Genomic DNA, 23,403 nt, shown 5'->3' with positions numbered 1-23,403 from the left:
ACGGTCTCGGTGTCGGTAGGGCAGGTGCCCGTTGAGGGGTCAGCCCCAGCACCGTCGTCGTCCCGGCTGCGGCTGTGCTGACGGCACCGGCCGATTCTCAGATGATCCTCAAGATATCCCGCCTCGACGGCCACTGGCGGCACGGCTGGTGTGTGCTGTCGCTACTGATCATCCCCCCTGTGCTGGAGATTCCATGAGAGATAGACCGAAGCTGACCTTGTCCGTCCTGCTCGCCGCGACCCTCGTGGCGACCGTCGCACCCCCGGCCAACGCGTCCGCGATCAGCTCCGGCGAGGAGCGCTTCCAGCCGGGTGTCACCTACGACCTGTCGGTGACCGACGCCGAGCGCGACGCGATCCACGCGGAGGTCGAGGCGTTGGCTGGACGTGTCAGCAGCGCGCGGGCGGGGGACGGCACCTACAACCCGCTCAGTCTGGTCGGGGCGATGCTGGACGGGTCGAGCTACGACTCCATTTCCCGGGGCGGCACGGCCGCGACGGCGTACCCGTTCCCGGTCAGTAACACCCAAGCCAACCAGAACGAGTACGACCGCAAGGTCGCCAAGCTCGCCTGGGTGGTCAAGCTGGCCACCGACCTGGGTTTCCCGGTGGTCGTCCAACGCCAGGCCGACAAGTACGTCTACGCGGAGATCGGTGACCCGGACGCGCCGGAAATGGTCATGGCGTTGAGTCACCTCGACTCGCCGACGGCGTCCGTTTCGCCGGCGCAGCTGGCACGCTGGCGGGACGCCGATGGCAACCTCGGCACTCCCGGGGCGTACCACTCGCCCTATGTCCAGGACGGCTGGGTCTACGGGGCGGGCATTCAGGACGACAGCGGCCCGACGCTGGCGACGTTGCTCGCGGCCAAGGCGCTGCTCGAGGCGGGGCTGCCCCTTGACCGACGCATTCGCATCGTCATGGGAATCTACGAGGACGGCGGTCCCGGCACGCCCTCGACGACGAACACCGCCAACTTCCAGTCCATCCCGTACAACTCGAACCCGAGCTTCTACGACAACTGGGCGTACAAGAATCTCAATCGGGAGGAGATGCCGGTCGCGGGCTACACCTCCGACTCACGGTTCCCGGTCATCGTTGGCAACTCCGGGGCGGTGACCCCGTCGGTGTCGATGAGCTTGTCCGCAGACGGCGCCAGGGCGTTCCGGTTGACGGGTGCCACGGCCGGCGTCACCCTGCGCGAAGGCGACCCGACGCTCAAGGACATCGCCTACGGCAGCACCACGCAGATCGCCTCGCGGGCCATCTTCACCCTCGACGTGGCGGGGGCCGGCTCCGCCGAGCGCGACCGATTCATGTCGGCGATCGTCGCTGCCGCGACCACGAAGGGTTGGCTCCCGGCTGCTCCCCGCACCACGCCGAAGGTGCAGACCACGATCAGCGGCGACTCGCTGACGTTGGAGGTCAACACCGATGTGGCGATGGAGATGCCGACCCCGCAGTACGGCAAGAATGCCGTCGTGTGGGGAATGTTCCTCCTTTCCCAGGGGCTGGGCGCATTGGGAAGCCCGGCCGCCGACCTGCAGTTGAAGAAGGCCGCCGACGGCATCGCCGACCTGTTCTTCCGCGACGGTGTCGAAGGTGAGGCCTATATCGGGAAGTACATGGGCATCCCGGCGAGCCTGTTGCGCAACACGAGCAACGGCACGCCGAACCTGACCTTCGCCCTCATGGGAAACATCAATTCAGAGACCCCGACGAGCTTCTACACGGACGCCTCGGGCAGCCTCAGCATGCCGATGTATGTGCGCAGCATGCACGTCACCGCGGCTGACTCCGGCCAGGCGACGGCGGCGGTCACGGCCGCCTTCCAGGCGAAGGGGTTCACCATCGGCGACCTGGGCTCGCCCATCGGCGCCGGTTTGTACGTCACGCACGACAACCCGCTGACCGCTCTCCAGTTCCAGAGCTACCAAGCCTCGATCGACCGCAACCCGCAGGAGTTCGCGGATCCATATTCACTCAAGGACGTGGTGTATCCGCAAGGCACGACCGGTGGCACCCTGGCCAGCAGCTTCCGCAACAAGATGACTGCCTTCGGTGCTGTCATCCCGGGTAACGAGCGCTGGTGGCACACGGCCAACGAGCGGATGAAGGTCGACTCGGCGGTGCAGATGACCAAGATCATGGCCGATGGCATGTTGGAGATGGCCCGGTACTCCGGGCCCGCCGGCGCCAAGTTCATGTGGGCGGATATGCCGGGGCTGAACTCCGACCGCGCGGACCTCGACCTGCTCGACGTCACTGTCGGAACCTACAAGGATGCGTCGCAGGCTGTCGGCGCGGGCCAGTTGGGCAATCAGGCCCTGCTCGGCGCCACCTCGTTCAACATCCCGATGTGGAACGCGCGCGGCAACTCGGCCCCCACAGCGGCGGCTTTCGCACTGGGCCACGAACCGGGAGGGGTCTACCTGCCCCTGACCGACACCGAGTACCTGAACAACTCGTACGTGGCGCCGATGCGTCTGGAGTTCAAGGTGCAGCGCCCCGACCACATGTCGGACGCGGCGTGGGCGAAGTTCGTCGCCGGAGGCTACGGCAGCTTCCAGTTCAACATTCTCGTCGGCGGCGCGGTTGTGCCGCTGGCCGTTCCCGCGGGGCAGAGTGCGGACAAGTACTTCTCCTCGCGCATCTCGGCCAACAACCCCGACGCCATCTACCTGTCGGTCAACCTCGCGATCACCGATGCGCCGTACACCGGGGTGAAGCCCATCCTCGCGGATTCCAAGACGGACCTGTACACGGTCAATCCGACGTACCTGGCCTCGAACCCGGATCCCTTCCCCGGGCGCGGGGCCACCGAACAACGGGGCTTCTTCGTGTTCGGTGATGGGCAGAAGAACGCGGAGTTCTCGTCACCCGACGCGGTCTACGTGACGGTCGCCAACGCGGCCGTCGATGCGAAGCCGTCGGCGGTGGTGAAGAAGGTGAAGGGCAACACGAACGAGTTGACCATCACGGTGAAGCAGACGCGTATCGACGGCAGCGAGTCGTCTGTGACGGCCACGTACACCATCAACAACAACGCCGCGGGCACCTACACCGTCGGCGATTACAAGGTGTACGTCGACACGAAGGGCAACACCCAGGTTCGGTCGATCTCCATCGTCTGAGGCCTGTGACGCGGGAGTTCAGCGCGCTTCGCGCAGCCGCGAGCGGACCGCCGCCGGCAGTGCGTCCCACCACCTGGTGGGGCGCACTGCCGGGCGTGCAACAGTTGGCCCGGCGTCCGGGCCGGGCTCAGGCGGGAAAACCGCCCGCCCGAAGCAGAGCGCCGGGGAGTTGCTTGCCGAGTCTCCGTTCCAGCCAGGAGACTGCCGAGGTCAGTTCTTCCACATTCAGGCCGGTGGGCAGCCCCATCCGGTCGAAGAGGTAGACGAGATCCTCGGTGGCGACGTTTCCGGTCGCCGCCGGTGCGAACGGGCAACCGCCTGTTCCGCCGATGCTGGCGTCGAGGGTGGTGACGCCCGCCTGGACTGCCGCGACCGCGTTGGCGACGCCGGTGTGCCGGGTGTCGTGCAGGTGCAGCCGCAGCGGTGTGCGGGACTGCGTGATCTCCCGGGCGAGCGTCAGCCGTTCGGTGACGTCGGAGGGTACGGCCACTCCGATGGTGTCGGCGAGGGCCAGCTCGTCCGGACCCGCGTCCCGCACCCGGGTGAGCACCTCCCGCAGCCGGCCCAGCGGGACCTCGCCCTCGAACGGGCATCCGAACGAGGCGCCGATGGTCACCGTCGCGAACACCCCCGCCTCGCGCGCCGCCCGCACCAATGCCGCCGCCGTGTCACAGGCCTGGGCCGTGGTCATGCCCTGGTTGCGGCCACAGAAGGTGTCCGTGGCCACGACGACGACGTTGATCTCGTCGACGCCTGCGGTCAGGGCCCGGTCCAGGCCGCGGCGGTTCATCACCAGGCCCGCGTACCGGACGCCGTCGTGGCGGGGGAGCGCGGCCATCAGCTCGTCCGCGTCGGCCATCTGGGGTACGCGGGCGGGGTTGACGAAGCTGGTCACCTCCACTCGCCGGGCTCCCGCCCGTACCGCCCGCTCGATCAGCTCGATCTTGTCGGCGGTGCTGAGCAGAGTCGCCTCGTTCTGCAGGCCGTCGCGGGGCGAGACTTCGACGATGTCGACCATGACCGTCATCGCTCCTCCGACAGGTACGCGACGGCCCTGGCCTCGCTGACCACCTCGGCGTACTTGGCTTGCAGGTCGAACAGGCTCGCCTCGTGCGGGCCGGGTGCGCGGTCGGCCACCGCGTCGCGGACCACCAGCGGGACGAGACCGTGCTGGATCGCGTCCACCGCCGTGGCACGGACACAACCGCTCGTGCTCACGCCGACCAGCACGACGGTGTCGATGCGCTCCGCCCGCAGGGTGGAGGCCAGCGAGGTGCCGAAGAAGGCGCTGGCATACTGCTTGACCAGCACCAGTTCATCCTCGGTGGGGGAGACCTGCGGCATCAGCTCACCCATCGCGCCACCGCCGGAGAAGAGCTGCTGAAGGGCGGTGACCTTTAGGACGAACAGGCCTCCGTCGACACCGCCGGGCCCGTACGCGACGCGGGTGTGCAGCACGGGGATCCGGTGGTCGCGGGCTGCGGCGATGATCCGGCCAGCCGATTGCAGGCAGTCCGCGGACGGCAGGCACAGTGGGCTGTCCGGGTCGAAGTAGGCCCGCATCAGGTCGATGACGAGCACCGCGGGACGGGCGCCGGGGGAAAGCACACCCCCGAATCCGTCGTCGCTGCTGTCCGGTACTGGGTTCATCATCGGGCGACAGGGGGGCGAGGAGCAGGAAGACCGGTCTCCTCCAGGCACCGGTCCAGGATGGTTTCCAGCGGCGGTCCCATGTCGAACGTGGGCAGTGGGTCCGGACGTCCGTGGCGCAGCTCGGCCCGTACCTCCTCGGTGGCCGCGACGTCGACGGTGCCGGCCTCGTCGCAGACCACGCCGAAGCGGCGGGCCCCCGTGGGGCTGACCAGGCCCCGGCGGACCTCGAGGCCGACGAGTTCCGGGTCGCGGGCGAGCGGGTCACCCCACCCGCCGCCACCCCAGGTGACGAAGTGCAGCACGTCCCCGGGAGCTACGGGCACGTCGTGCACCTTGCTGCCCAGGATCTCGGTGCCGCCGTCGGCGCGTTCGAGCCACTTGCGGCCCCGGGCACCGGGCTCGCCACCGTTGACCCCCCACGGATAGGTGAGCCAGCGGTCGTCGTGGATCGCGATCGTGCCGGCCTCCAGGAACCGGTAGGCCACGTCGACGCCGTTCCCGCCGCGGTGGAGCCCGGCGCCGCCGGTGTCCGCGATGGTCTCCCATCGCTCGATCCGCAGCGGGTAATAGGACTCCAGGTACTCGCACGGGATGTTGACGAACGACGGCCACAGCGAGTGGCCGTCCGGGCCGTCGCCCACCGGCCGGCCGGGAATCCCGCCGAATCCGATCGAGTACAGCTGGAACCACTCGCCCTTGCGCTCACCCGGCCCGTAGGTGCCCGAATACATGAAGTGCGGTGATGACGAGAAGCCGGCGGCGTTGAGCAGCCCGGGGTTCGTCTGACCGAGCAGGCCGCCGAACAGGTCGAAGACGCGACCGATGCCGTGGTTACGCGCGTTGAGGGCGGCAGGGTACTGGGGCTTCCAGAACGAATCGTCGGGGATCGTGACGTCGACCAGCGGGTAGAAACCGTCGTTCCAGAGGATCTGCGGGTCGGCGACGGTGATCATGTAGATGCCGAAGAACATCCGGACGAGGTTCTCGTTGATGTAGTAGTTGATCGGACCCTGCGCCTGCGGGCTGCTGCCGGTGAAGTCCAGCAGCACCTTGTCACCGGTACGGGTCAGGCTGAGCTTGAGCTCGTAGGGGCCGTAGCCGAGGCCGTCGTCGCAGATGTAGTCGGTGAACGAGAGGGTTTCGCCCTCCTTGAAGACCGCTGCGAGCAGGACCTTCATCGCCCGGTAGTTGCGGTCCAGGAGTTGGTCGAGCGCGGAGTTGTAGGTGTCCACCCCGAACCGGGCGCACATCTCCTGGACCCGACGGGCAGCGGTCCGGCACGCCGCGACGATGCCGTTGAGGTCGGCGCGGTTCCAGTCGGGCTTGCGCACCTGGTTGAGGATGATCCGCAGGGCGTCCTCGGCGAGCACGCCCTTGCGGTACAGCTTGAAGGGCGGTATCACCACGCCCTCCTCGAAGATGGTGCGGGCATCGGTCGGCATCGACGCCGGTGTCTTGCCGCCGACATCGGACATGTGCCCGAACATCGCCGCCCAGCCCACGATGCGGCCCTCGAAGAAGATGGGCAGCACCACGAGCCAGTCGTTCGCGTGGCTGATCGCCGCACCGCAGGAGTAGGGGTCCGACGTCAGCAGGACGTCGCCCTCCTCGATGTCGCCGTCGAAGTTGTCCAGGAAGTCGGGGATGGACAGCCCGAACTGTCCCACCATCATTTTTCCGTCAGGGTTGGCGATCAGCGGAAACTCGTCGTGCTGTTCACGGATCCCCGGCGACAGCGCGGTCCGGAAGAGCACCTCGTCCATCTCATAGCGGGCGTTGCGCAGCCCGTTCTCGATCAGGTCGATGGTGACCAGGTCGACATCCACGGAGCGAAGCGGTCCGGTAGCGGTCTCGATGAGGCGTGCCATGGTCAGTTCTCCCGGTGGGTGTCGGCGGGGCGGATGAGGAGGCTGCCGCTCGGGTGCACCGCAGCCGTGTGCCCGGGCAGCACGAGGGTGGTGGAGTCCATCTCGGTGATGATCGCCGGACCGGGCACGACGTTGCCCGCTCGCAGCAGGGCCCGGTCGTAGATTCCGGCTTCGACTTCGGCGCCCTCGACCCAGATGCGGTGCTGCGCCCGCAGTGCGGGGCCCGGGTCCGCGTCACCGTGCTCCAGCGTCGGCGCGGCGACCTGGGGCCGGGGACCGTGGGCGGTGGCCCGGACGGTCACCAGCTCGTGTTCGGCGTCGAGAACGAAGGAGAACAGTCGTTGGTGATCGGCGTCGAACGCCGACCGCAGGGCCGCGAGCCCACCGCCGGCCCCGTCGAAGGCGTCGATGTCGACTGCCACCGGAATCTCGAAACCCTGTCCGTGGTAGCGCAGGTCGGCGGAGTAGACGACGTGTTGCTCATCCTCGGGAACACCCTGTTCGCTGAGCGTGGCGCACGCCTTGCCCGCGAGTTCGGTGAGCACCGCGCGCAGGCTCTCGTCGGTCATCTCGGTGAAGCGGCGCACCAACGTCCGCACCGACTCGTCGCGCAGATTGGTCGTCGCGTCGCCGTAGGCGCACAGCACTCCCGGCGACGGCGGGATGATCACCGGCCAGGCACCGGTCAGTCTGCCGAGGGCGTTGGCGTGCAACGGGCCGGCGCCACCGAAGGCCACCAGCGCGTAGTCGCGCGGGTCGAAGCCCTGCTGCACCGACACCAGCCGCAACGCCCCGAACATGTTCTCGTTGACGATGTCGATGATGCCCGCGGCGGCGGCCTCGACCGACTCCAGCCCGGTGGCGTCGGCGATCGACTTCACCGCGGCTCGTGCCGCCGCACGGTCCAGGGTGATCTCGCCACCGGCCAGATCGGTGGGCAGGTAGCCGAGCACCACGTTCGCGTCGGTCACCGTCGGTTGCTCACCGCCCGCCGCGTACGCGGCGGGACCGGGTGCGGCACCGGCCGACTGCGGTCCTACCCGCAGCGCCTGGGTCAGCGGCGGTACGTGGGCGATGGATCCGCCGCCGGCACCCACGGTTCGTACGTCGACGGAGGTGGCGCGGACCTTGAGGTCCCCGACCGTGGTCTCCCGACCCACCCTCGGCGTGAGCCCCTGCACCAGGGCGACGTCGGTGGAGGTGCCGCCCATGTCGAAGGTCAGGAAGTCCGGGTAGCCGGCCTGCTCCGCCACCCAGGCCGCGCCGGTCACCCCGCCGGCAGGGCCGGACAGCAGCAGGTTCACCGGGTTGTCCGCGGCGACGGCAGCGGAGACCAGGCCACCGTCGCTGCGCAGGATGCACAGCCGGCCGTCCACCCCGGACTCGCGCAGCTGCGCCTCGAGGTTCGCCACGTAGCGCGCCACCTGCGGCTGAACGGCCGCGTTCGCGACGGTGGTGATGGTTCGCTCGTACTCCCGAAGCTCCGGCAACACCGAGGACGACACCGACACCGGTACGCCCGGAAGCTCCTCCGCGGACAACTCGGCCACCCGGCGCTCGTGCTGCGGGTTGGCGTAGGAGTTGATCAGGCTGACGCTCAACGCCTCGATGCCCTGCGCGCGGAGCTTGCGCAGCTTCGCACGGACGTCAGCCTCGTCGAGTTCGGTCACCACCGCGCCGTCGGCGCCGATCCTGCCGACGACCTCCACGGTGTCCTCCAGCGCCGCCAGCGGCTCCGGCTTGGGCCAGATGATCCAGCCGGCAAGGCCACCTGGCACGAAGGAACGGGCGATCTGGAGCACCTGCCGGAAGCCGTCGGTGGTGACCAGCCCAACCCGGGCGCCCTTGCCCTCGAGGATCGCGTTCGTGGCGACAGTGGTGCCGTGGAACACCTCAGTGATCTCCGACATGGGCACGCCGGCGGCCTCGCAGGCCCGCTCGATGCCGCGCAGCACCCCGATGGACTGATCCTCGGGGGTGGAGGAGGTCTTGGCCCGGTAGGTCTCTCCGGTCGCCTCGTCGATCAGCAGGATGTCGGTGAACGTTCCCCCCACGTCCACGCCGAGTCGGTAGGTCATGGTTCCTCCTCAGATGACGCCGGCGGAACGCAGCGACGCCATCGCGTCGTCGCCGAGCCCCAGCAGGTCGCGATAGATGTCCTCGTTGTGTTCACCGAGCTCGGGGCCGACGTGCCGGACCCGGCCCGGGCTGTCAGAGAGCTTGGGTACGACGTTGTGCATGGCGAACTCCCCGAGACCGGGGTGGGTCAGCCGGACTATGGCCTCCCGCGAGGCGAAGTGCGGGTCCTCGAGCATGTCCCGGGCCCTGAAGATGCGGCCTGCCGGTACGCCCTGGGCGTGCAGCCGTTCGAGCAGATCTTCGGCCGCGAGCGTCGAGCTCCATTCGGCGACCAGGCCGTCCAGCTGCTCCATCCAGCGGCCTCGGGCGCCGTGGGTGGCGTACTTCTCGTCGGTGGCCAGCTCCACCCGCCCCATCGCCTCGGCGAGCCGGCGGAAGACCGTGTCCTGGTTCGCCGCGATCAGCACCATCTCGCCGTCGGCCGTCGGGTAGACGTTGCTCGGGGACACGTTCGGAAGGGTCGTTCCGGTCCGTTCCCTCTGGTAGCCGGCGATCTGGTACTCGGGGATGAGCGATTCCATCATCGCCAGCACGGCCTCGTAGATGGCCGAGTCCACCACCTGGCCTCGACCGGTACGTCCGCGCTGGTGCAGCGCCACCAGGGTGCCCAGGCAGGCGAACGTCGCCGCCAGCGAATCGCCGAGAGAGACGCCGGCCCGGGCCGGAGGGCGGTCGGGGTCGCCGGTCACGTAGCGGATGCCGCCCATCGCCTCGCCGATCGATCCGTATCCGGCACGCGACGAGTACGGGCCCGTCTGCCCGAAACCGGTCACGCGGGTGACGATCAGACCGGGGTTGATCTCCCACAGCCGCTCCGGGGCCAACCCCCAGCGCTCCAACGTGCCGGGCCGAAAGTTCTCGATCAACACGTCCGCCCGCGCGACGAGCTGGCGTACCAGATCCTGACCCTGCTCGGTCCGCAGGTTCGCGGTCACGGACTTCTTGTTCCGCGCCACCACCGGCCACCAGAGCGACTTGCCGTAGGGCTTCTCGCGTCCCCACTGCCGCATGGGGTCGCCCTGACCCGGGTCCTCGACCTTGATCACCTCGGCGCCGAAGTCACCCAGGAGTTGACCGCAGAACGGCCCCGCCAGCAGCTGTCCGAGCTCGATCACCCGGATGTCGTCAAGCGGCAGTGGAGTGCTCATGAGCCCCTCATCAGTGTCTCTTTGCATGCAATTCACAGGTATGTGACTGCCGTTACAGCAAGTTGTGCTGGGAAAGTAGGCCTGCGTTCCTCGGGTGTCAATGCCCTGGAGGGAGATTGCATACAACCTGCCGTGTTGCTACGGTCCGAGCATCATGAGTGACCACACGCCACTGCGGGAGGCCGACAACGGCCACGCCGCCGACGACGCCTATCGGCTGATCCGGGAACAGATCCTGTCCGGGCAACGGTCGGCCGGGGCGTGGCTCCGCGAGGGCGAGTTGGCCGAGTCGATCGGGGTGAGTCGGACCCCGGTCCGGGAGGCGCTCAGACGGCTGACGGCGGAGGGACTGGTCCGCCACGAACGCAACCGTGGCGTGCAGGTCCAGGCGTGGAGCATCCACGACCTCGACGAGATCTTCAGCCTGCGGGCCGTGCTCGAGCCCTGGGGCTGCCGACTGGCGGCGACCACGGGCACCATCGACGTGGACGCGCTCGACGCGCTGGCCCACCGGATGGACGAGGTGGCACCGGACGGACGACCGACCGATGTGGACGAGCTCACCGAGCTGAACAACCGGTTCCACCGGATGATCCTTGAGGCGTCTGACAACAGCCGACTGGCCGGCGTCGTCTCATCGGTGATCCAGATGCCGCTCGTCTGGCGTACCTTCTCCCGCTACAGCCCGGACGCGCTGCGCCGTAGCCTGGCTCACCATCACGAACTGGTGGCGGCGCTGGCCGCGCCCGACCCCGACTGGGCGGAGTCGGTCATGCGCAGCCACGTACGCGCGGCATGGCATTCCATCCGGCTGCGAGACGGCGGCGACCGGGCACCCGGCCCGGAACTGCCGGGCCAGGTCAGCACCACTGCAGGTCAACCGCCACTCTGATCATGTGGTCGGGTTCAGCGACCGCGCGAATGGCGGGTCTGCTCTTGGGTCCGGCGGCCGTGCTGTCGGAAGCTGCGCATTCGTTGTGACGCACCACCATAGGCACCTGGTGACCGTATGGCAGCCAACGCTTCCACCGCGGCTGGGTCAGGCCGGCGGATCGTCTCGGAAGAGGGCTTCCTTCACGCCGGGGCCGCCCCAGCGGGTGGCGACGAGCTCGGGACGAGGGCGGGCCGGCTCGGGCACCTCGCCGGCGCCGCCCGGCCGGCGCCGGCCGGGCGCGCGTTGACCACCGATGGTGCAATTGAGTCGGATGGATCCTTACCCGGGGAGGAACCTGATGGCTGACCACAGCGGGCTGCCGATCGCCGCGCTCCTGCGCGGGGGCCCGGAGGACGGACCTGGCGAGCTGGAACTCGGTGCCCGGCAGTTGGCCCTGGAACTGGCGCCGTACGGGGAACGGTTGCCCGCACCGACCGAGGTCGCGCCGGACGGCACCCGTGCCGGCGAGATCGAGATGATCGGTGCCGTCGCGCTGGCCATCGAACCCGCTCTCCCGTCGATCATCGCGGTGCTGGAACTCCTCCTCGCCTGGGCCGGCCAGCGCCAGGGACGCGGCGTGCGGATCGTCGAGCCGGACGGCAGCGAACTCGACCTCACCGGCGTCTCCGCCGCCGACCAGCGCCGCATCGCCCAGACCTGGCTCGACCGGAAACTTCCCCGGTGACGCGCAGACGCGCCCTGTTGATCGCCTGTGACGAGTACGACGATCCCAAGCTGTCCCGCCTCCGGTCTCCGGCACACGACGTCCAGGTGCTGGCCCGGCTGCTCGGTGACCCGACGGTCGGCGCCTACGACGTACGGCTGCTGGTCAACCCGACCGAGCACGAGGCCCGGCTGGAGATCGCCCGACTGCTGCGGTCGGCCGGCCGGTCGGACCACCTGCTGCTCTTCTTCGCCTGCCACGGCCGACGCGACATCGACGGGCTGCTCTACCTCGCTCTCGCCGACACGGACGTCGACGATCTGCCGGCCACCGCGCTTCCCACGGAACTGATCAACCGCCTGCTCAACCGCTCGGCCTGCCAGCGGATGGTCCTGCTGCTGGACTGCTGCTTCAGCGGAGCGGTGTCGCGGGTGTTGACCCACCAGGGCGACGCGGGCGTCCGCGGCGGGGACCTGTTCCCGGGCGAGGGCACCGGCCGCGCCGTCCTGACCGCCACCACGGCCCACGAGTACGCCTGGGAGCCGGCCGGCGAGCCGCTGCCGCTGACCGACAACCCTCGGCACTCCGTCTTCGCCGGTGCGGTGATCGAGGGGCTGCGCACCGGTGACGCCGACCTGGACGGTGACGGACTGGTATCCGCCGACGAGCTCTACCGGTACGTCAGGGACTCGGTCGCGGTGGCCGGCGGGCAGACGCCCCGCCGCTGGATGTACGGCGAGGGCGACCTCTACGTCGCCCGGAGCTCACGGGGCCCGGCCCTGGCCACGGCGGCCGGCCGGACCGCGCCCCTGCCGCCGGCCGGGGTAGAGGTTCGGGACGGGCGCGGTGCCGACCGGTCGGACGGTCCGGTCCCGCCCCGCCAGCGGCCCGTCCCCTGGGCGGCGGAGCGCCTGCACTGGGAGGCGGGGTTGCCCGAACCGGTGGAGCGGATGCTGAGGGGTTCGGCCGACCGTACGGGTTGGCTGGCCCTGCGGGCGGGCAGCTGGGACGAGGCGACCACTGGGTTCGAGGCGGCGGTGCGCGTCGACGGGACGGCCGGTGCCTGGTGGGGACTCGGGATCAGCCACGCGATCGGCGGACGCTGGCGGGCCGCAGGCCACGCGTTCGCGGCGGCCGCCGGAGGGCTGCGGGAGGCCCCGCCCGACCACCCGGCGCCGACGGCCGCGCTGACCGCCGGGGCGCTGCTGCTCGCGGTCGTCACGCTGCGGGCGGGCGGCGACCAGCGCGCGGCCCAGGTGCTGACCGACTCCGTCGACGCGTTGCCGCTGTGCCCGCCGCTGCTGGTGCTCTCCGCGGCGTGGGCCGGTGACGGTGCGGCGCTGACCCGCGCGTTCCTGCTCGATCCGGAGATGGCGGTGGAGTGCGAGGCCGCGGGCATGGAGATCGGACCGGCCGTCCAGGAGGCCATCGCCTGCGGCGAGGCGCAGGTCCGCCGGCTCGACGTCGCCCGCACCCGGCTGCGCGCCACCGACCCGGCCTGGTCCGGCGGTCCGGCCGGCGACGGCGGGCCCGAGGGAGTATGGCGGTCGCCGCTGGCGCGGCTGCCGGAGGTCCGGCGGGCCGTGGAGGTACGCCGAGACGAGCTGATCTCCCTGCTGCACGCCCGCCAGCTCGGTGTACGGGACGCATTGCGCGCACCGGTGCCGGACGGGGGCGGAGCGGTGGTGGCGGACATCCGCAACGCCATTCACACCGGTCACGAGGCGCTGCGGGCGACGGACCGGCCCGCACCGCTGGCTGCGGTCGGTATTCCACCGATCCGTCCGATGCGTTCAATTTAAGCTAATAGATTTCCCCCGCGCGGAGGGTTCTACCGCACGCGGTTGCCTCCGTACTATCTGTAGACCTGCCGCAATGGGTGGTTCTCGGCATCGCATCGGAGGAGACATGGTCGATAGCGGTGTCCTCCGGCGCTGCCGAAGTGCGCTCGGGTGGCGGCGCCGGTGACCCTCGAATCCCACGACCACCGCCGGCTGGTCGACGCGATGCTCGCGCTCACCGGTGCCGAGGTACGCACCCACCGCGACCGGTACGTACGGCAACTCGGCCACCTGATCGACGGCGAGCCTGTCTTCCGCCGCTCCGACGTGCCCTTCACCGACCTCTGGGGACTCGTCGCGGCCTGCGAGGAGGTGCCGGGGGCGCTTCGGCTGTTGCCCGAGGCGGTGGCGGCGGTGGACGGTGAGAGCCCGGAGCTGGACCGCTTCCGCGCACTCGTCGCCATCCACCTGCCGCCGGAGATCCTCACCGCCGACGAACGCGGCCGGATCGTCGAGCTGGCCGACGGCCTCGATCCGCCGGTGCTGCTGGATCTGTGCCGCGGCGCGGTGGCGCGGCTCGGTCCGCGGGTGCGCCCACCGGTCACCGACCTGGCGGCCGTACTCCGGGAGCTGGAGGACGCGATCTCCGACCCCGACGTACGCCCGCCGCTGGTCGCCTTCCTGGACGACCTGGCGGGCCGGGTCGCCCTACCGGCCCGCCGGATCGCCGGCCGCCTCGCCGACGCGGTCGCGCGGCGGATGGGGGTCCCGCCGGGTCCGGCGGCGACCCCGCCGCCGGCCGGGTCGGCGGGCGGTCCCAGACCCTCGGACGGCGACCAGTACCGCTCCTACTTCGTGGTGCTGCTGGACGCGGACGGCATCGACGCCTCCCGGTACCTGTTCGAGGCCTGGTTGGTGACCCCGGGCGATCCCGGCCGGCTGCCGTGGCACTGGGAACGCGTCCCGGACGGGCCGGGGGATCGGTTCCGACTGGAGCAGATCCAGCTCAAGATCGATGAGGCGCTCACCGAACTGGCCAATCGCAGTACCGCCGAGATCGGTCAACTGACTGTCGAGTTCATCGTGCCCCGACGCCTGCTCGACTACGAGTTCGACAGGTGGCAGGTGGCGGCTCCGGGGCTCTACACGGCCCTCGGCGTGCACTACCCGGTGGTCGTCCGAGACCTCACCCGGATGCGCAACTCCCTGATGCGTCCCCGCTGGCGGACGCGGCACCGGCGGCTGCGCGAGCAGGGTTCCGCCGTGCAGGCCCGGGCGGTCGCCTTCGAGCGGCTCACCGAGCCGTACGTCGCGCAGCACCTGCACGCCCGACTGCTCGGCAACGACGACTACCCGGTCTGTCTCGTGCTGTTCGTCAGCGGCGCCGAACGGCACATCCAGGCGGCGATCGGCGCCGCGGTCACCGCCGGACTGCCGGTCGTCCTCTGGTGTCGCGATCGCGCGGCGGCGTCACGGTTCGATTCGTACATCCCCGAGGTGCTCATGGCGCGCAGCGTCGCAAACCTGCGCGAGCTGGTCTGGGAGCTGCGTCGCGACGCGGGCAGCGAGGGCGGCTCCCCCGAACACCTCGGTCTCCACCTCACCCTGCTGTGGGACGAGATCGACCGGGTGCCACCGGCCGACGCCCTCAGCGCGCCGGTCTAGGAAGGGACGACAGCGTGTTGGAATCACCACCGCAGCCGGAGGACTCCGCCACGGGCGACGTTGAGGACTGGCGGATCTACCTCGGCACCGGACGGCCGCACAACGGCGTCGAGCGGCTCCCCGAACCGCCCCAGTGGCGGCGGTTCGGCGGCGGGCCACTGATCACCTCCGCGCTGCCGGAGGACCGGCAGGGCGCCGAGCGGGCACGCGGCTACCAGATCACCGACGAGGCGATCGAGATGGTGAACGCCGCGCTCTACCTGCGCCGCCCGCTCCTGGTGACGGGCAAGCCGGGCACCGGAAAGTCCACCCTCGCCTACAGCGTCGCGTACGAGCTGGGCCTCGGGCCGGTGCTCTACTGGCCGGTGACCAGCCGCTCCACCGTGGACGACGGCCTCTACCGCTATGACGCGATCGGCCGGCTCCAGGAGACGAACCTCTTCCAGTCCACCGGGCGGACCGAGGAGATACCGGACATCGGCCGCTACCTGACGCTCGGCCCGCTGGGCACGGCACTCCTGCCCTGGGCACGTCCCCGGGTGGTGTTGATCGACGAGCTGGACAAGAGCGACCTGGGGCTCCCCAACGACCTGCTCAACGTCTTCGAGGAGGGCCGGTTCGAGATCCCGGAACTGGCCCGGCTGCCGGAGGACCAGAGCCTGGCGGAGGTGATGACCAGCGACGGCACCCTGCGGGCACCGGTACGGCGCGGCCAGGTCCGCTGCGCCGCCTTCCCGGTCGTCGTCATCACCAGCAACGCCGAGCGGGAGTTCCCACCCGCCTTCCTGCGCCGCTGCCTGCGACTGGACATCCAGCCCCCGGACGAGCAGGCCCTGACCCAGATCATCACCTCGATGCTCGGCGAGGAGGCGGTGGCCGCCAGCGCCGACCTGATCACGCACTTCCTCGACCTGCGCGACCGGGGTGCGGTGGCCACGGACCAGCTGCTGAACGCGATCTTCCTGGTCACCTCCGGGGTGCGACCGCCCGAGTCGACCCGCGCCCGGCTGCGGGCGAACCTGATCCGCGACCTCGAAGCGGCCGGCACCCTATGATCGATCGGCTGGTCACCGCCCTCGGCGGCGCTCCCTCAGCCCTGACGGCCGAGGAGTGCGCCGAGGCGATCTGGCTGGCCCGCTTCCTGCCCCGCCAGCCGGGGCCGCCCCGAGCCGGGCCGGCCGCGACGGCGAGCGACGCGCCGCCGGGGGCGCCACCCGAGCCACCGGCGTCGCCGCCGTCCACCTCCCCGGCCCGGCAGCCCACCCGGCCGGAGGCGCCCGCGGTGACCGAGGCGGAGCCGTCCGCCAAGCTCTACCTGCCGCCGCCCGCCAACGGGCCCCGCGACCCGTCCTCGCTGCCGCTACGCACTCCCGGGGTGCCCGCCCTGCCGCACGCCCGGGAGATCGCCCGGGCGCTGGCCCCGCTGCGCCGGTCCGTACCCGCCCGGCACGCCGTGCGGCTCGACGAGGCGGAGACGGCCCGCCGGTCGGCGGAGGCCCGGATGCTCCAACCGTGCCTCACCCCGGTCACCGAGCCGTGGCTGGATCTCGTACTGCTGGTCGACGGCAGCCCGTCGATGGTGGTCTGGGAGGCGACGGCGACCGAGATCCGGACCCTCGCCGACCGGATGCGGGTGCACACGTTCCGCCGCATCCAGGTGTGGTACCTGCGGCCGGATGCCAAGGGCCACCGGCCGATCCTGACCTCCGACGGCGGCAGCACCGCGCGGGACCCGCGCGAGCTGGTCGACCCGGAGGGCCGGCAGTTGACGATGGTGTTGAGCGACTGCACCGGCGCCATCTGGGACGCTCCCGAGCTGCGACGGTGGCTCGCGATCTGGGGCCGCTCCGGTCCGGTCGCCGTGGTCCAGCCGCTGCCCCAGCGGCTGTGGCACCGCTGCCGCCCGACGCTGCACCCCGTGCTGGTCCGGCCGACCCGGCCTGCGGCACCGGCGGCGCAGCTGCACCCTCGCCTGCGTGACGAGGTGCCGGACCACCTTCCGCGCGGTGCGGTCGCGATACCGGTGCTGGAACTGGCACCGCGATGGTTCGCCGCCGGGGCCGCCCTGGTCAGTGGCCGCACCCTCGGCCCGGTCGCGGCGGTCGCGCTGCTGACCACCGACCCTCGTCCGCTGCTCGTCGACCCGCTGCGGGAGCCACCGTCGCCGGAGCCGCTGGACCTGACGCCGGCCCAGCGGGTCGCCCGGTTCCGGGCGATGGCCTCGGACGAGGCCCGTCAACTCGCCGAGTTCCTTGCCGCCGCACCGCTGACACTGCCGGTGATGCGTCTGGTGCAGCGCCTCATGCTGCCACGCTCACAGCCGCAGGACCTCGCCGAGGTCTACCTGAGCGGGCTGCTGCGCCACGCGGCGAGCTGGGCCGAGGACACGCCGGTCGAACAGGCCCGCTACGAGTTCCTTCCCGGCGTACGGCAGGAACTACTCTCCGGACTGCGGGTCGGTGAGGCGCTGCGGATCCTCGACGTCGTTTCCCGCTACGTCAACGAGCACATGGGCGCGGCTCTGGACTTTCCGGCGCTGCTCGCCGGACAGGTCTCGGACCGGCTGGCGACCCGACTGGGCCGCCCGTTCGCCGAGGTGGCCTACACGGTGCTGCGCAGCCTGGGAGGCCGGTACTCGGAACTCGCGCGGCGGCTGGCTCCGGCCGCCCTCGGCCCGCCAGCCACGCCAACGCAGCGGACCGACCGGCGGCTACCGATCGCGGCCACACCCGAAGAGGGGGACGACATGACCGCACAGACCGCTCCAGGAGATCGGGGCCGTTCCAGCGTCGGGGAGCAGCCAGCGGTGTTCGGGAACGTGCCGCCCCGCAACCCCGACTTCACCGGGCGGGAAGAACTGCTCAACGTGCTGCGCCAGCGGTTGACCGACAACGTCACCGCGGTGCTGCCGCACACCGTGCACGGCCTCGGCGGAGTCGGCAAGAGCCAGCTCGCCGTGGAGTACGTCTACAAGTACGCCAGCGACTACGACCTGATCTGGTGGGTTCCGGCCGAACAACCGACCCGGATCCGGGAGTCGCTCGTCGCCCTGGCCCGCAAGCTCGATCTGGTCAGCGACGACGTCGACGTGTCGCAGGCCCTGGAGACCGTGTACGACGCATTGCGCACCGGACGGCCGTACGGCCGGTGGCTGCTGGTCTTCGACAACGCGACCCGGGCCGAGGACCTGATGCCGTTTCTCAGCAACCCCGGCGGGCATGTGCTCATCACCTCCCGCAACCACAACTGGGCCGGGGTGGCGGACAGCATCGAGGTGGATGTCTTCACCCGGGAGGAGAGCATCGAGCTGATCCGGCGGCGGCTGCCGGAGCTGGACGACGAGGACACCGACCGGCTGGCGGAGCAGCTGGGGGACCTGCCGCTGGCCCTGGAGCAGGCGGCGGCCTGGATGCTGGCGACCGGCACCCCGATCGACGAGTACCTCGGCCAGTTGGAGAAACGGGTCGGCCTGTTGCTGCGGGAGAGTTCACCCGCGTCGTACTCGACGCCGGTGGTGATCACCTGGGGGCTGGCATTCGACCAGCTGGCCGAGCAGACCCCTGCCGCGTTGCAGTTGCTGGAGCTGTGCGCCTTCCTCGGTTCGGAGCCCATCTCGATCAGACTGCTGCCGATGGGGCGCTACGCCGGGCTGCCCAGCCTGCTCGACGCCACCGTCCGGGACGACATCCAGTTGCGCCGGGCGGTGCGGGACATCGGCAAGTACGGCCTGGCGAAGGTGGACGCGACCCGCAACAGCATCCAGATCCACCGCCTGGTGCAGGCCACCCTGCGGGACCGGCTCACCCCGGCCGACCGGGAGACCTACCGCACCGCCGTGCAGAAGCTCCTCGCCGCCGCGAACCCCGGTGATCCGACGGAGGACCAGGAGATCTGGCCCCGGCACGCGGAACTCAACCCGCACGTGCTGGCCTCCGGGGCGATCGACGGCGAGTCCGACGACATCCGCAAGGTGGTGCTCGACCAGATCCGCTACCTCTACGTCAGCGGCGACTACGAGAGCAGCCGCGAGCTCGGCTCGATCGCGTACCGCCGGTGGCTGGAGAAGCTGGGGGCGGCCAACGAGCAGACCATCATCACCGCCCGGTTCCTCGCCAACGCGCTGCGCTCCACCGGCAATCCGCAGGAGGCGAGGCGGTTGAACGAACGGACGTACGAGATCGCCCGCGACACGCTCGGGCCCGACCACGAACACACGTTGGCGCTGGCCAACAGCTTCGGGGCGGACCTGAGGCTGTTCGGCGAGTGGCAGCGGGCCCGCGAACTGGACGAGGGGCTGCTCGAGGCGCACCGCAGGGTGTTCGGTGAGGACGCCCCGGACACCCTGCGCTGTGCGAACAACCTCGCCGTCGATTACCGGTTGCTCGGCGACTTCGAGCGGGCGCGGCGCACGGACGAGGACAACTGGGCGCGCTACCGGCGGGTGCTGGGCGACACGAACCCGTACACCCTGTTCACCGCCACCCTGCTCTCCCGGGATCTGGACGGGCTGGGCCGCTACCACGAGGCGCTGCGGTTGCAGCGGCAGTGGCTGCCGCTGCACCGGGGGAGCCTGCGGCCGGACCATTCGAACGTGCTGCGGGCGACTCGGCTGCACGCGGTCACGCTCCGCAAGACCGGCCTCTACAGCGAGGCGCTGACGGTGGCTCGTGAGGTGTACTCGCTGTGCCTGCGCCGGTTCCGGGAGAACCACGCCGACACGATCTCGGCGGCGATGACGCTGTTCAACATCCTGCCCCGCACCGAGCAGGAGCGGGTGGCGCGGGCCCGGGCCCTGGCCGAGGCCCGGGTGCTGGGCGAGGAGACGCTGACCGGCTACCAGCGGGTCCTGGGCGACGAACACCCCTTCACGTACGTCTGCATGACGAACCTGGCGATCGTGTTCCGCCTACTCGGGGACTACACCGAAGGGCGCCGGCTCGACGAGCGGGCGGTCGCCGGACTCCGTGCCGGGCTCGGGATGGAGCACCCGTACACCCTCTGTGCGACGGTCAACCTCGCCAACGATCTCGCTGCCAGCCGGGACCATGCCGGAGCGGCTTCGCTACTGCGGGAGACCCTGGCGGCGGCCCGGCAGGTGAACGGCCAAAATCACCCGGAGACGTTGATCTGCGCCGCGAACCTCTCGATCGAGCTGGCGGCGCTCGGCGACCGGCCGGCCGCCCGGGAGCTGCGCGACGCGGCCATCGCCGGGTACGAGCGGACCGTTGGCCTGGACCACCCGGACGCGGCCGAACTGCTGGCCAGCCATCGGGTGTCGATCCCGATCGACCCGCCTCCGACGTGAGCGCTGGCGGGTCCGGGAGGACGGCGGCTAGGCCCGGGCGGCGAGCGGGGCGCCCGCCGCCGGGCTGACCGCCTCGGGCGCCTCGGCCACGAGGGGGCGCAGCCAGCGGGTCAGCCGGAGCGGGTCCGGTGCGTCGGCACCGCGACGCCGGATCTCGCGGTGCAACGCGGCGACGAGTTCCGGCATCTGGTGCAGCGCGGCGGTCTCCCCGTCCGCGCCGTCGCCGCTCAGCTCGGTGAGGATCGCCAGACCGATCCAGGACCGTGGCTCGTCCGGCTGGTCGAGGATCTGGCGGAGGTAGGCGGCGCGGGCGGTCGCGTGGTCGCCGAGGATCTGCGCGATGTCGCCGGCGGACGCCTGTGGTACCTGCGTGGTCACCTGCGCCGGGTCGGTGCAGAGCTGGTCGAAGCCCTCCGGATCTGCCATCTGGAGTCCGGCCAGGTCGAATCGGACGTTGTGGGTCGAGGTCCAGCCGACGTCGTGGGTCAGCACGGCGGAGATCGGCCCGGGTGAGGCCGCCGCCCCGGCCAGCCAGTCGTCCGCCAGCCGGTGCACCCGGTGCGAATCGGGCACCCGGTTGCGCAGGCGCCAGCCGAGCCGGTGTTCGGCGGTGACCTGCCGGGCCAGCGAGGCCGCAGCCGGGGAGACGGGTTCCGCGAGCCAGCGGCGCTGCCGTTCGGTCAGCGTGGCGAGGAACCGCCGGCCCTCCTCGGTCAGGTTCGGGACCCCGTGCAGCAGCTCGGTGGTCTGCCAGACCATGGAGCGCCAGCGGGCGAATTCGAAGTCGGCGAACCGGGCGGCGGCGTCGCGCTGGACCCTCCGTTGCACCCGCCAGAAGTCGGTGACCCCGAAGAAGGCGTAGACACCGTGCAACAGCCCGCCGAGCGGCCGGGGATCGTCGCGCCACGGCGCGTAGTGCCGGGGTTCCGAATCGGCGTGGTGCAGCGGGATCAGGTCGAGCAGCGCCCCGAGTTTGGCGTGCTGCCACTCGTGTACCAGCGCCGCCGCCAGGGCGAGTGGATCGGTGGGTGGGGTCAGGGACACGGCGCCGAACGACTCCATGGCGGTCGCGTTGACGCCGTAACTCTCCTCGGGGGCGACCAGCGGGACGATCGTGGTGAGTCCCGCGGCGATCCCCTCGGCGTAGCCGGGATGTGACCGCACGAGCACCGGCCACGCCTCGTCGAGGGCCGCCTGCCACCCGGCCAGCTCGGGGTCGGAGAGCCGGCCCGCCGCCCGGAGTTGGTGGATGTCGCGGCACGGGTCGAGGTCGTCGACGATCAGCCGCAGCGTGCGGCCGGCGGCCTGGGCCGTGATCGTGCGCAGACCGGACCAGCCGGGCGCGTCCGCCGACGGGTCGCTGGGTACCAGGACCGGGCCGATCCGCAGCCGGCCGTCCTCGGCGGTGACGGTGACGCTGCCGGCCCCCGACTCGGCGCGTCCGTACGTCGGCAGCATGACCTGGCCGTCGGTGCTGGACAGCTCGATCGTGAAGTCCAGCCCGGCCCGGGCCGCCGCGGCCGCGGCGATCTCGCCCAGCCGACTGACGTCGCGGGAGGCCGCGACGGTGGCGCCGGAGCGGCGACTGCGGGGCGGCACCGTGGCGGGGCCGGCCCGCAGCCGCCGGAGTGTGACCGTCAGCCAGGAGCCGACGTGCGGAGCGAGCAGTACCTCGTCGACGGCCTCCGGCCGGTGGGCCTGGGCGCGGACGAGCAGCTCCAGCGAGGCCTCGGTGGCCGGGGACGAGTCGGCGTCCAGCAGTGCCCGCAGCAGGAACAGCCGTCGGCTGAGCTGGCCGCGGCGGAGCCGGGCGATCGTCTCGGCGTCGCCGTGGCCCGCGGCGAGCTGGCTGAAGGACCGGGCGGGAAGTCGGATCACGTCGGTCACGCGCGTTGCCTCATCACTCGGGCGACATCGGCCTGTACGCGGCCGGCGATGTGGTCGATCAGATATCGCAGGTCGGCGCAGTAGACCGAGGGATTGCGGAATCCTGAGCCCTTACGGTATCGGTGCGGATAGTACCCTCCACCACAGACCGGATGAACCGAACAATCAAGACACGCCGGAGCGAGTGCTTTCGCGCCGATCTGTCGGGCGATGACGGCCGGGTGCCGCAGGGCGGCGTCCAACGGGTGATCGGCCACGGTGAGGCCGGTGGCCGGGGCGCCCTCGTAGGCGGAGCGCAGCGTGTCGACCTGTTCGAGCGACCCGTCGACGTCGATGACGATCACCCCGACGGGGCTCAGTCCGATCTGCTCCGACCTGCTGTGGCCGCCCAGTACGCCCACGACGATCTCTTCGAAGAGGCGGAGGCGGGTCTCCCGCCGGGGCGCGTCGTACCACCGGTCGAAGACGGCGACGAGCCACTCTCCGTACCGGGTGCTGGCGTCGGGCGGACGACCCGGCGGTGGCTCGCTCCAGTTGCCGTGCGGCAGCAGGAAGTCCAGGGCCGGGGGCTGGTACGCCAGCAGCGTCTCGTAGGTCTCAACCGGATCGTTGCGCAGGTCGATGACGCTGAGTATGCCGGCGAACAGGTCGGGCTGCTCGCGCAACAGCCGCAGCGCGCGGTCGACGGCGGGGAAGCTGCTCCGGCCGCCGAGGTGCCGGCGGTGCCGGTCGTTGGCCACCCGGCCACCGTCCACGCTGACCCCGACCCGCAGGCCGGCGGCGCTCAGCAGGCGCAGGCGTTGCTCGGTCAGGCGGGTGCCGTTGGTCTGCACGGTGAACTGTGCCACCGTCCCGGACGACAGCGCCGCACGCAGCGTGCTGACCACCCGCTGCAACGTGGCGGGCGGGGCGAGCAGCGGCTCGCCGCCGTGCAGGATGACCCGGATCGTCGACAGGCGGTGGTCGCGGGCGTGTTCGGCGATGCGCCGGGTCGCCAGGTCGACGACCTCGTCGGGCATGAAGGCCGTCCGGCCTCGCCAGGAACGGTCGGCCAGCTCGTACATGTAGCAGTAGTCGCAGGCGAGGTCGCACCGACTGTGCAGCTTGACGACGAAGTCGTGGAACGGGGTGGGCCGCCAACCGGCCGGTGTGATGTCCAGCGGTGACTCGCCGAGAGGCCATTCAGACGGCAGAGGAAGTGACGGCGGCGCGCTGGTGACCACGAC

At 70.9% G+C, this 23,403-nt stretch carries 14 protein-coding genes; 7 read left to right on the top strand and 7 right to left on the bottom strand.

Annotated features, from left to right (window positions below):
• The first annotated feature begins 193 nt into the window (after nucleotides 1-193).
• Entirely contained in the window at nucleotides 194-3,133 is a 2,940-nt protein-coding gene (locus tag KBX26_RS10215; protein WP_210865283.1) for a M20/M25/M40 family metallo-hydrolase, read from the top strand.
• A gap of 127 nt (nucleotides 3,134-3,260) precedes the next feature.
• Here the strand turns inward: KBX26_RS10215 and KBX26_RS10210 are convergent, their stop codons facing one another.
• Genes KBX26_RS10210 through KBX26_RS10190 form a run of 5 tightly spaced genes read right to left on the bottom strand, consistent with a single transcriptional unit; the run spans nucleotide 3,261 to nucleotide 9,941 of the window.
• Nucleotides 3,261-4,160, bottom strand: a complete 900-nt coding sequence (locus KBX26_RS10210; RefSeq protein WP_210865282.1) for a hydroxymethylglutaryl-CoA lyase — start codon at nucleotides 4,158-4,160, stop codon at nucleotides 3,261-3,263.
• A complete protein-coding gene (locus KBX26_RS10205) occupies nucleotides 4,157-4,786 on the bottom strand; it encodes an isochorismatase family protein (RefSeq protein ID WP_210865281.1) in 630 nt (209 codons plus the stop codon). The genes KBX26_RS10210 and KBX26_RS10205 overlap by 4 nt, the downstream gene beginning before the upstream one ends.
• Nucleotides 4,783-6,654, bottom strand: a complete 1,872-nt coding sequence (locus KBX26_RS10200; protein ID WP_210865280.1) for a hydantoinase B/oxoprolinase family protein — start codon at nucleotides 6,652-6,654, stop codon at nucleotides 4,783-4,785. Before KBX26_RS10200 ends, KBX26_RS10205 begins: the two co-directional genes overlap by 4 nt.
• A 2-nt stretch (nucleotides 6,655-6,656) precedes the next feature.
• On the bottom strand, nucleotides 6,657-8,732 hold the full coding sequence (locus KBX26_RS10195) for a hydantoinase/oxoprolinase family protein (protein ID WP_124771389.1): 2,076 nt from the start codon (nucleotides 8,730-8,732) through the stop codon (nucleotides 6,657-6,659).
• 9 nt (nucleotides 8,733-8,741) lie between these two features.
• Nucleotides 8,742-9,941: a CaiB/BaiF CoA-transferase family protein gene (locus tag KBX26_RS10190; protein ID WP_210865279.1), complete on the bottom strand. Its 1,200-nt coding sequence runs from the start codon at nucleotides 9,939-9,941 to the stop codon at nucleotides 8,742-8,744.
• 154 nt (nucleotides 9,942-10,095) lie between these two features.
• On the opposite strand from KBX26_RS10190, the gene KBX26_RS10185 reads away from it, so the two are divergent.
• The 6 genes from KBX26_RS10185 (at nucleotide 10,096) to fxsT (ending at nucleotide 20,290) form a co-directional block, all read left to right on the top strand.
• A complete protein-coding gene (locus KBX26_RS10185; protein WP_210865278.1) occupies nucleotides 10,096-10,833 on the top strand; it encodes a GntR family transcriptional regulator in 738 nt (245 codons plus the stop codon).
• Between the two features lie 340 nt (nucleotides 10,834-11,173).
• Nucleotides 11,174-11,560, top strand: coding sequence for a hypothetical protein (locus KBX26_RS10180; RefSeq protein ID WP_210857523.1), 387 nt, complete (start codon nucleotides 11,174-11,176; stop codon nucleotides 11,558-11,560).
• Complete coding sequence (locus KBX26_RS10175; RefSeq protein ID WP_210865277.1) at nucleotides 11,557-13,341, top strand: caspase family protein; 1,785 nt, start codon at nucleotides 11,557-11,559, stop codon at nucleotides 13,339-13,341. Before KBX26_RS10180 ends, KBX26_RS10175 begins: the two co-directional genes overlap by 4 nt.
• Before the next feature lie 162 nt (nucleotides 13,342-13,503).
• Nucleotides 13,504-14,985 (top strand): hypothetical protein, encoded by a 1,482-nt coding sequence (locus tag KBX26_RS10170; protein ID WP_210865276.1) that lies wholly within the window; start codon nucleotides 13,504-13,506, stop codon nucleotides 14,983-14,985.
• Nucleotides 14,986-14,999: 14 nt separating this feature from the next.
• Nucleotides 15,000-16,040 carry a MoxR family ATPase gene (locus tag KBX26_RS10165; RefSeq protein WP_307857789.1) on the top strand — a complete coding sequence of 347 codons (1,041 nt, stop codon included), beginning with the start codon at nucleotides 15,000-15,002 and terminating at the stop codon, nucleotides 16,038-16,040.
• On the top strand, nucleotides 16,037-20,290 hold the full coding sequence (gene fxsT, locus KBX26_RS10160) for an FxSxx-COOH system tetratricopeptide repeat protein (protein WP_030328546.1): 4,254 nt from the start codon (nucleotides 16,037-16,039) through the stop codon (nucleotides 20,288-20,290). Before KBX26_RS10165 ends, fxsT begins: the two co-directional genes overlap by 4 nt.
• A 27-nt stretch (nucleotides 20,291-20,317) precedes the next feature.
• Here fxsT and KBX26_RS10155 read toward each other — a convergent pair whose 3' ends face one another.
• On the bottom strand, nucleotides 20,318-22,177 hold the full coding sequence (locus tag KBX26_RS10155; protein WP_210865275.1) for an HEXXH motif domain-containing protein: 1,860 nt from the start codon (nucleotides 22,175-22,177) through the stop codon (nucleotides 20,318-20,320).
• On the bottom strand, nucleotides 22,174-23,400 hold the full coding sequence (locus tag KBX26_RS10150) for an FxsB family cyclophane-forming radical SAM/SPASM peptide maturase (RefSeq protein WP_307857788.1): 1,227 nt from the start codon (nucleotides 23,398-23,400) through the stop codon (nucleotides 22,174-22,176). The genes KBX26_RS10155 and KBX26_RS10150 overlap by 4 nt, the downstream gene beginning before the upstream one ends.
• Nucleotides 23,401-23,403 lie beyond the last annotated feature (3 nt).

The organism is Micromonospora sp. C97 (assembly GCF_018070385.1).
Classification (GTDB): Bacteria; Actinomycetota; Actinomycetes; order Mycobacteriales; family Micromonosporaceae; genus Micromonospora; species Micromonospora parva.
The sequence above is the reverse complement of the archived record's forward strand: the minus strand, read 5'-3'. Positions and strand labels throughout refer to the sequence as shown.

Bases quoted from the DNA above. Each gene is read 5' to 3' on its own strand.
- KBX26_RS10210 (WP_210865282.1), bottom strand. From the start codon at position 4,160: ATGACGGTCATGGTCGACATCGTCGAAGTCTCGCCCCGCGACGGCCTG.
- KBX26_RS10200 (WP_210865280.1), bottom strand. From the start codon at position 6,654: ATGGCACGCCTCATCGAGACCGCTACCGGACCGCTTCGCTCCGTGGAT.
- KBX26_RS10205 (WP_210865281.1), bottom strand. From the start codon at position 4,786: ATGATGAACCCAGTACCGGACAGCAGCGACGACGGATTCGGGGGTGTG.
- KBX26_RS10180 (WP_210857523.1), top strand. From the start codon at position 11,174: ATGGCTGACCACAGCGGGCTGCCGATCGCCGCGCTCCTGCGCGGGGGC.
- KBX26_RS10215 (WP_210865283.1), top strand. From the start codon at position 194: ATGAGAGATAGACCGAAGCTGACCTTGTCCGTCCTGCTCGCCGCGACC.
- fxsT (WP_030328546.1), top strand. From the start codon at position 16,037: ATGATCGATCGGCTGGTCACCGCCCTCGGCGGCGCTCCCTCAGCCCTG.
- KBX26_RS10190 (WP_210865279.1), bottom strand. From the start codon at position 9,941: ATGAGCACTCCACTGCCGCTTGACGACATCCGGGTGATCGAGCTCGGA.
- KBX26_RS10195 (WP_124771389.1), bottom strand. From the start codon at position 8,732: ATGACCTACCGACTCGGCGTGGACGTGGGGGGAACGTTCACCGACATC.
- KBX26_RS10185 (WP_210865278.1), top strand. From the start codon at position 10,096: ATGAGTGACCACACGCCACTGCGGGAGGCCGACAACGGCCACGCCGCC.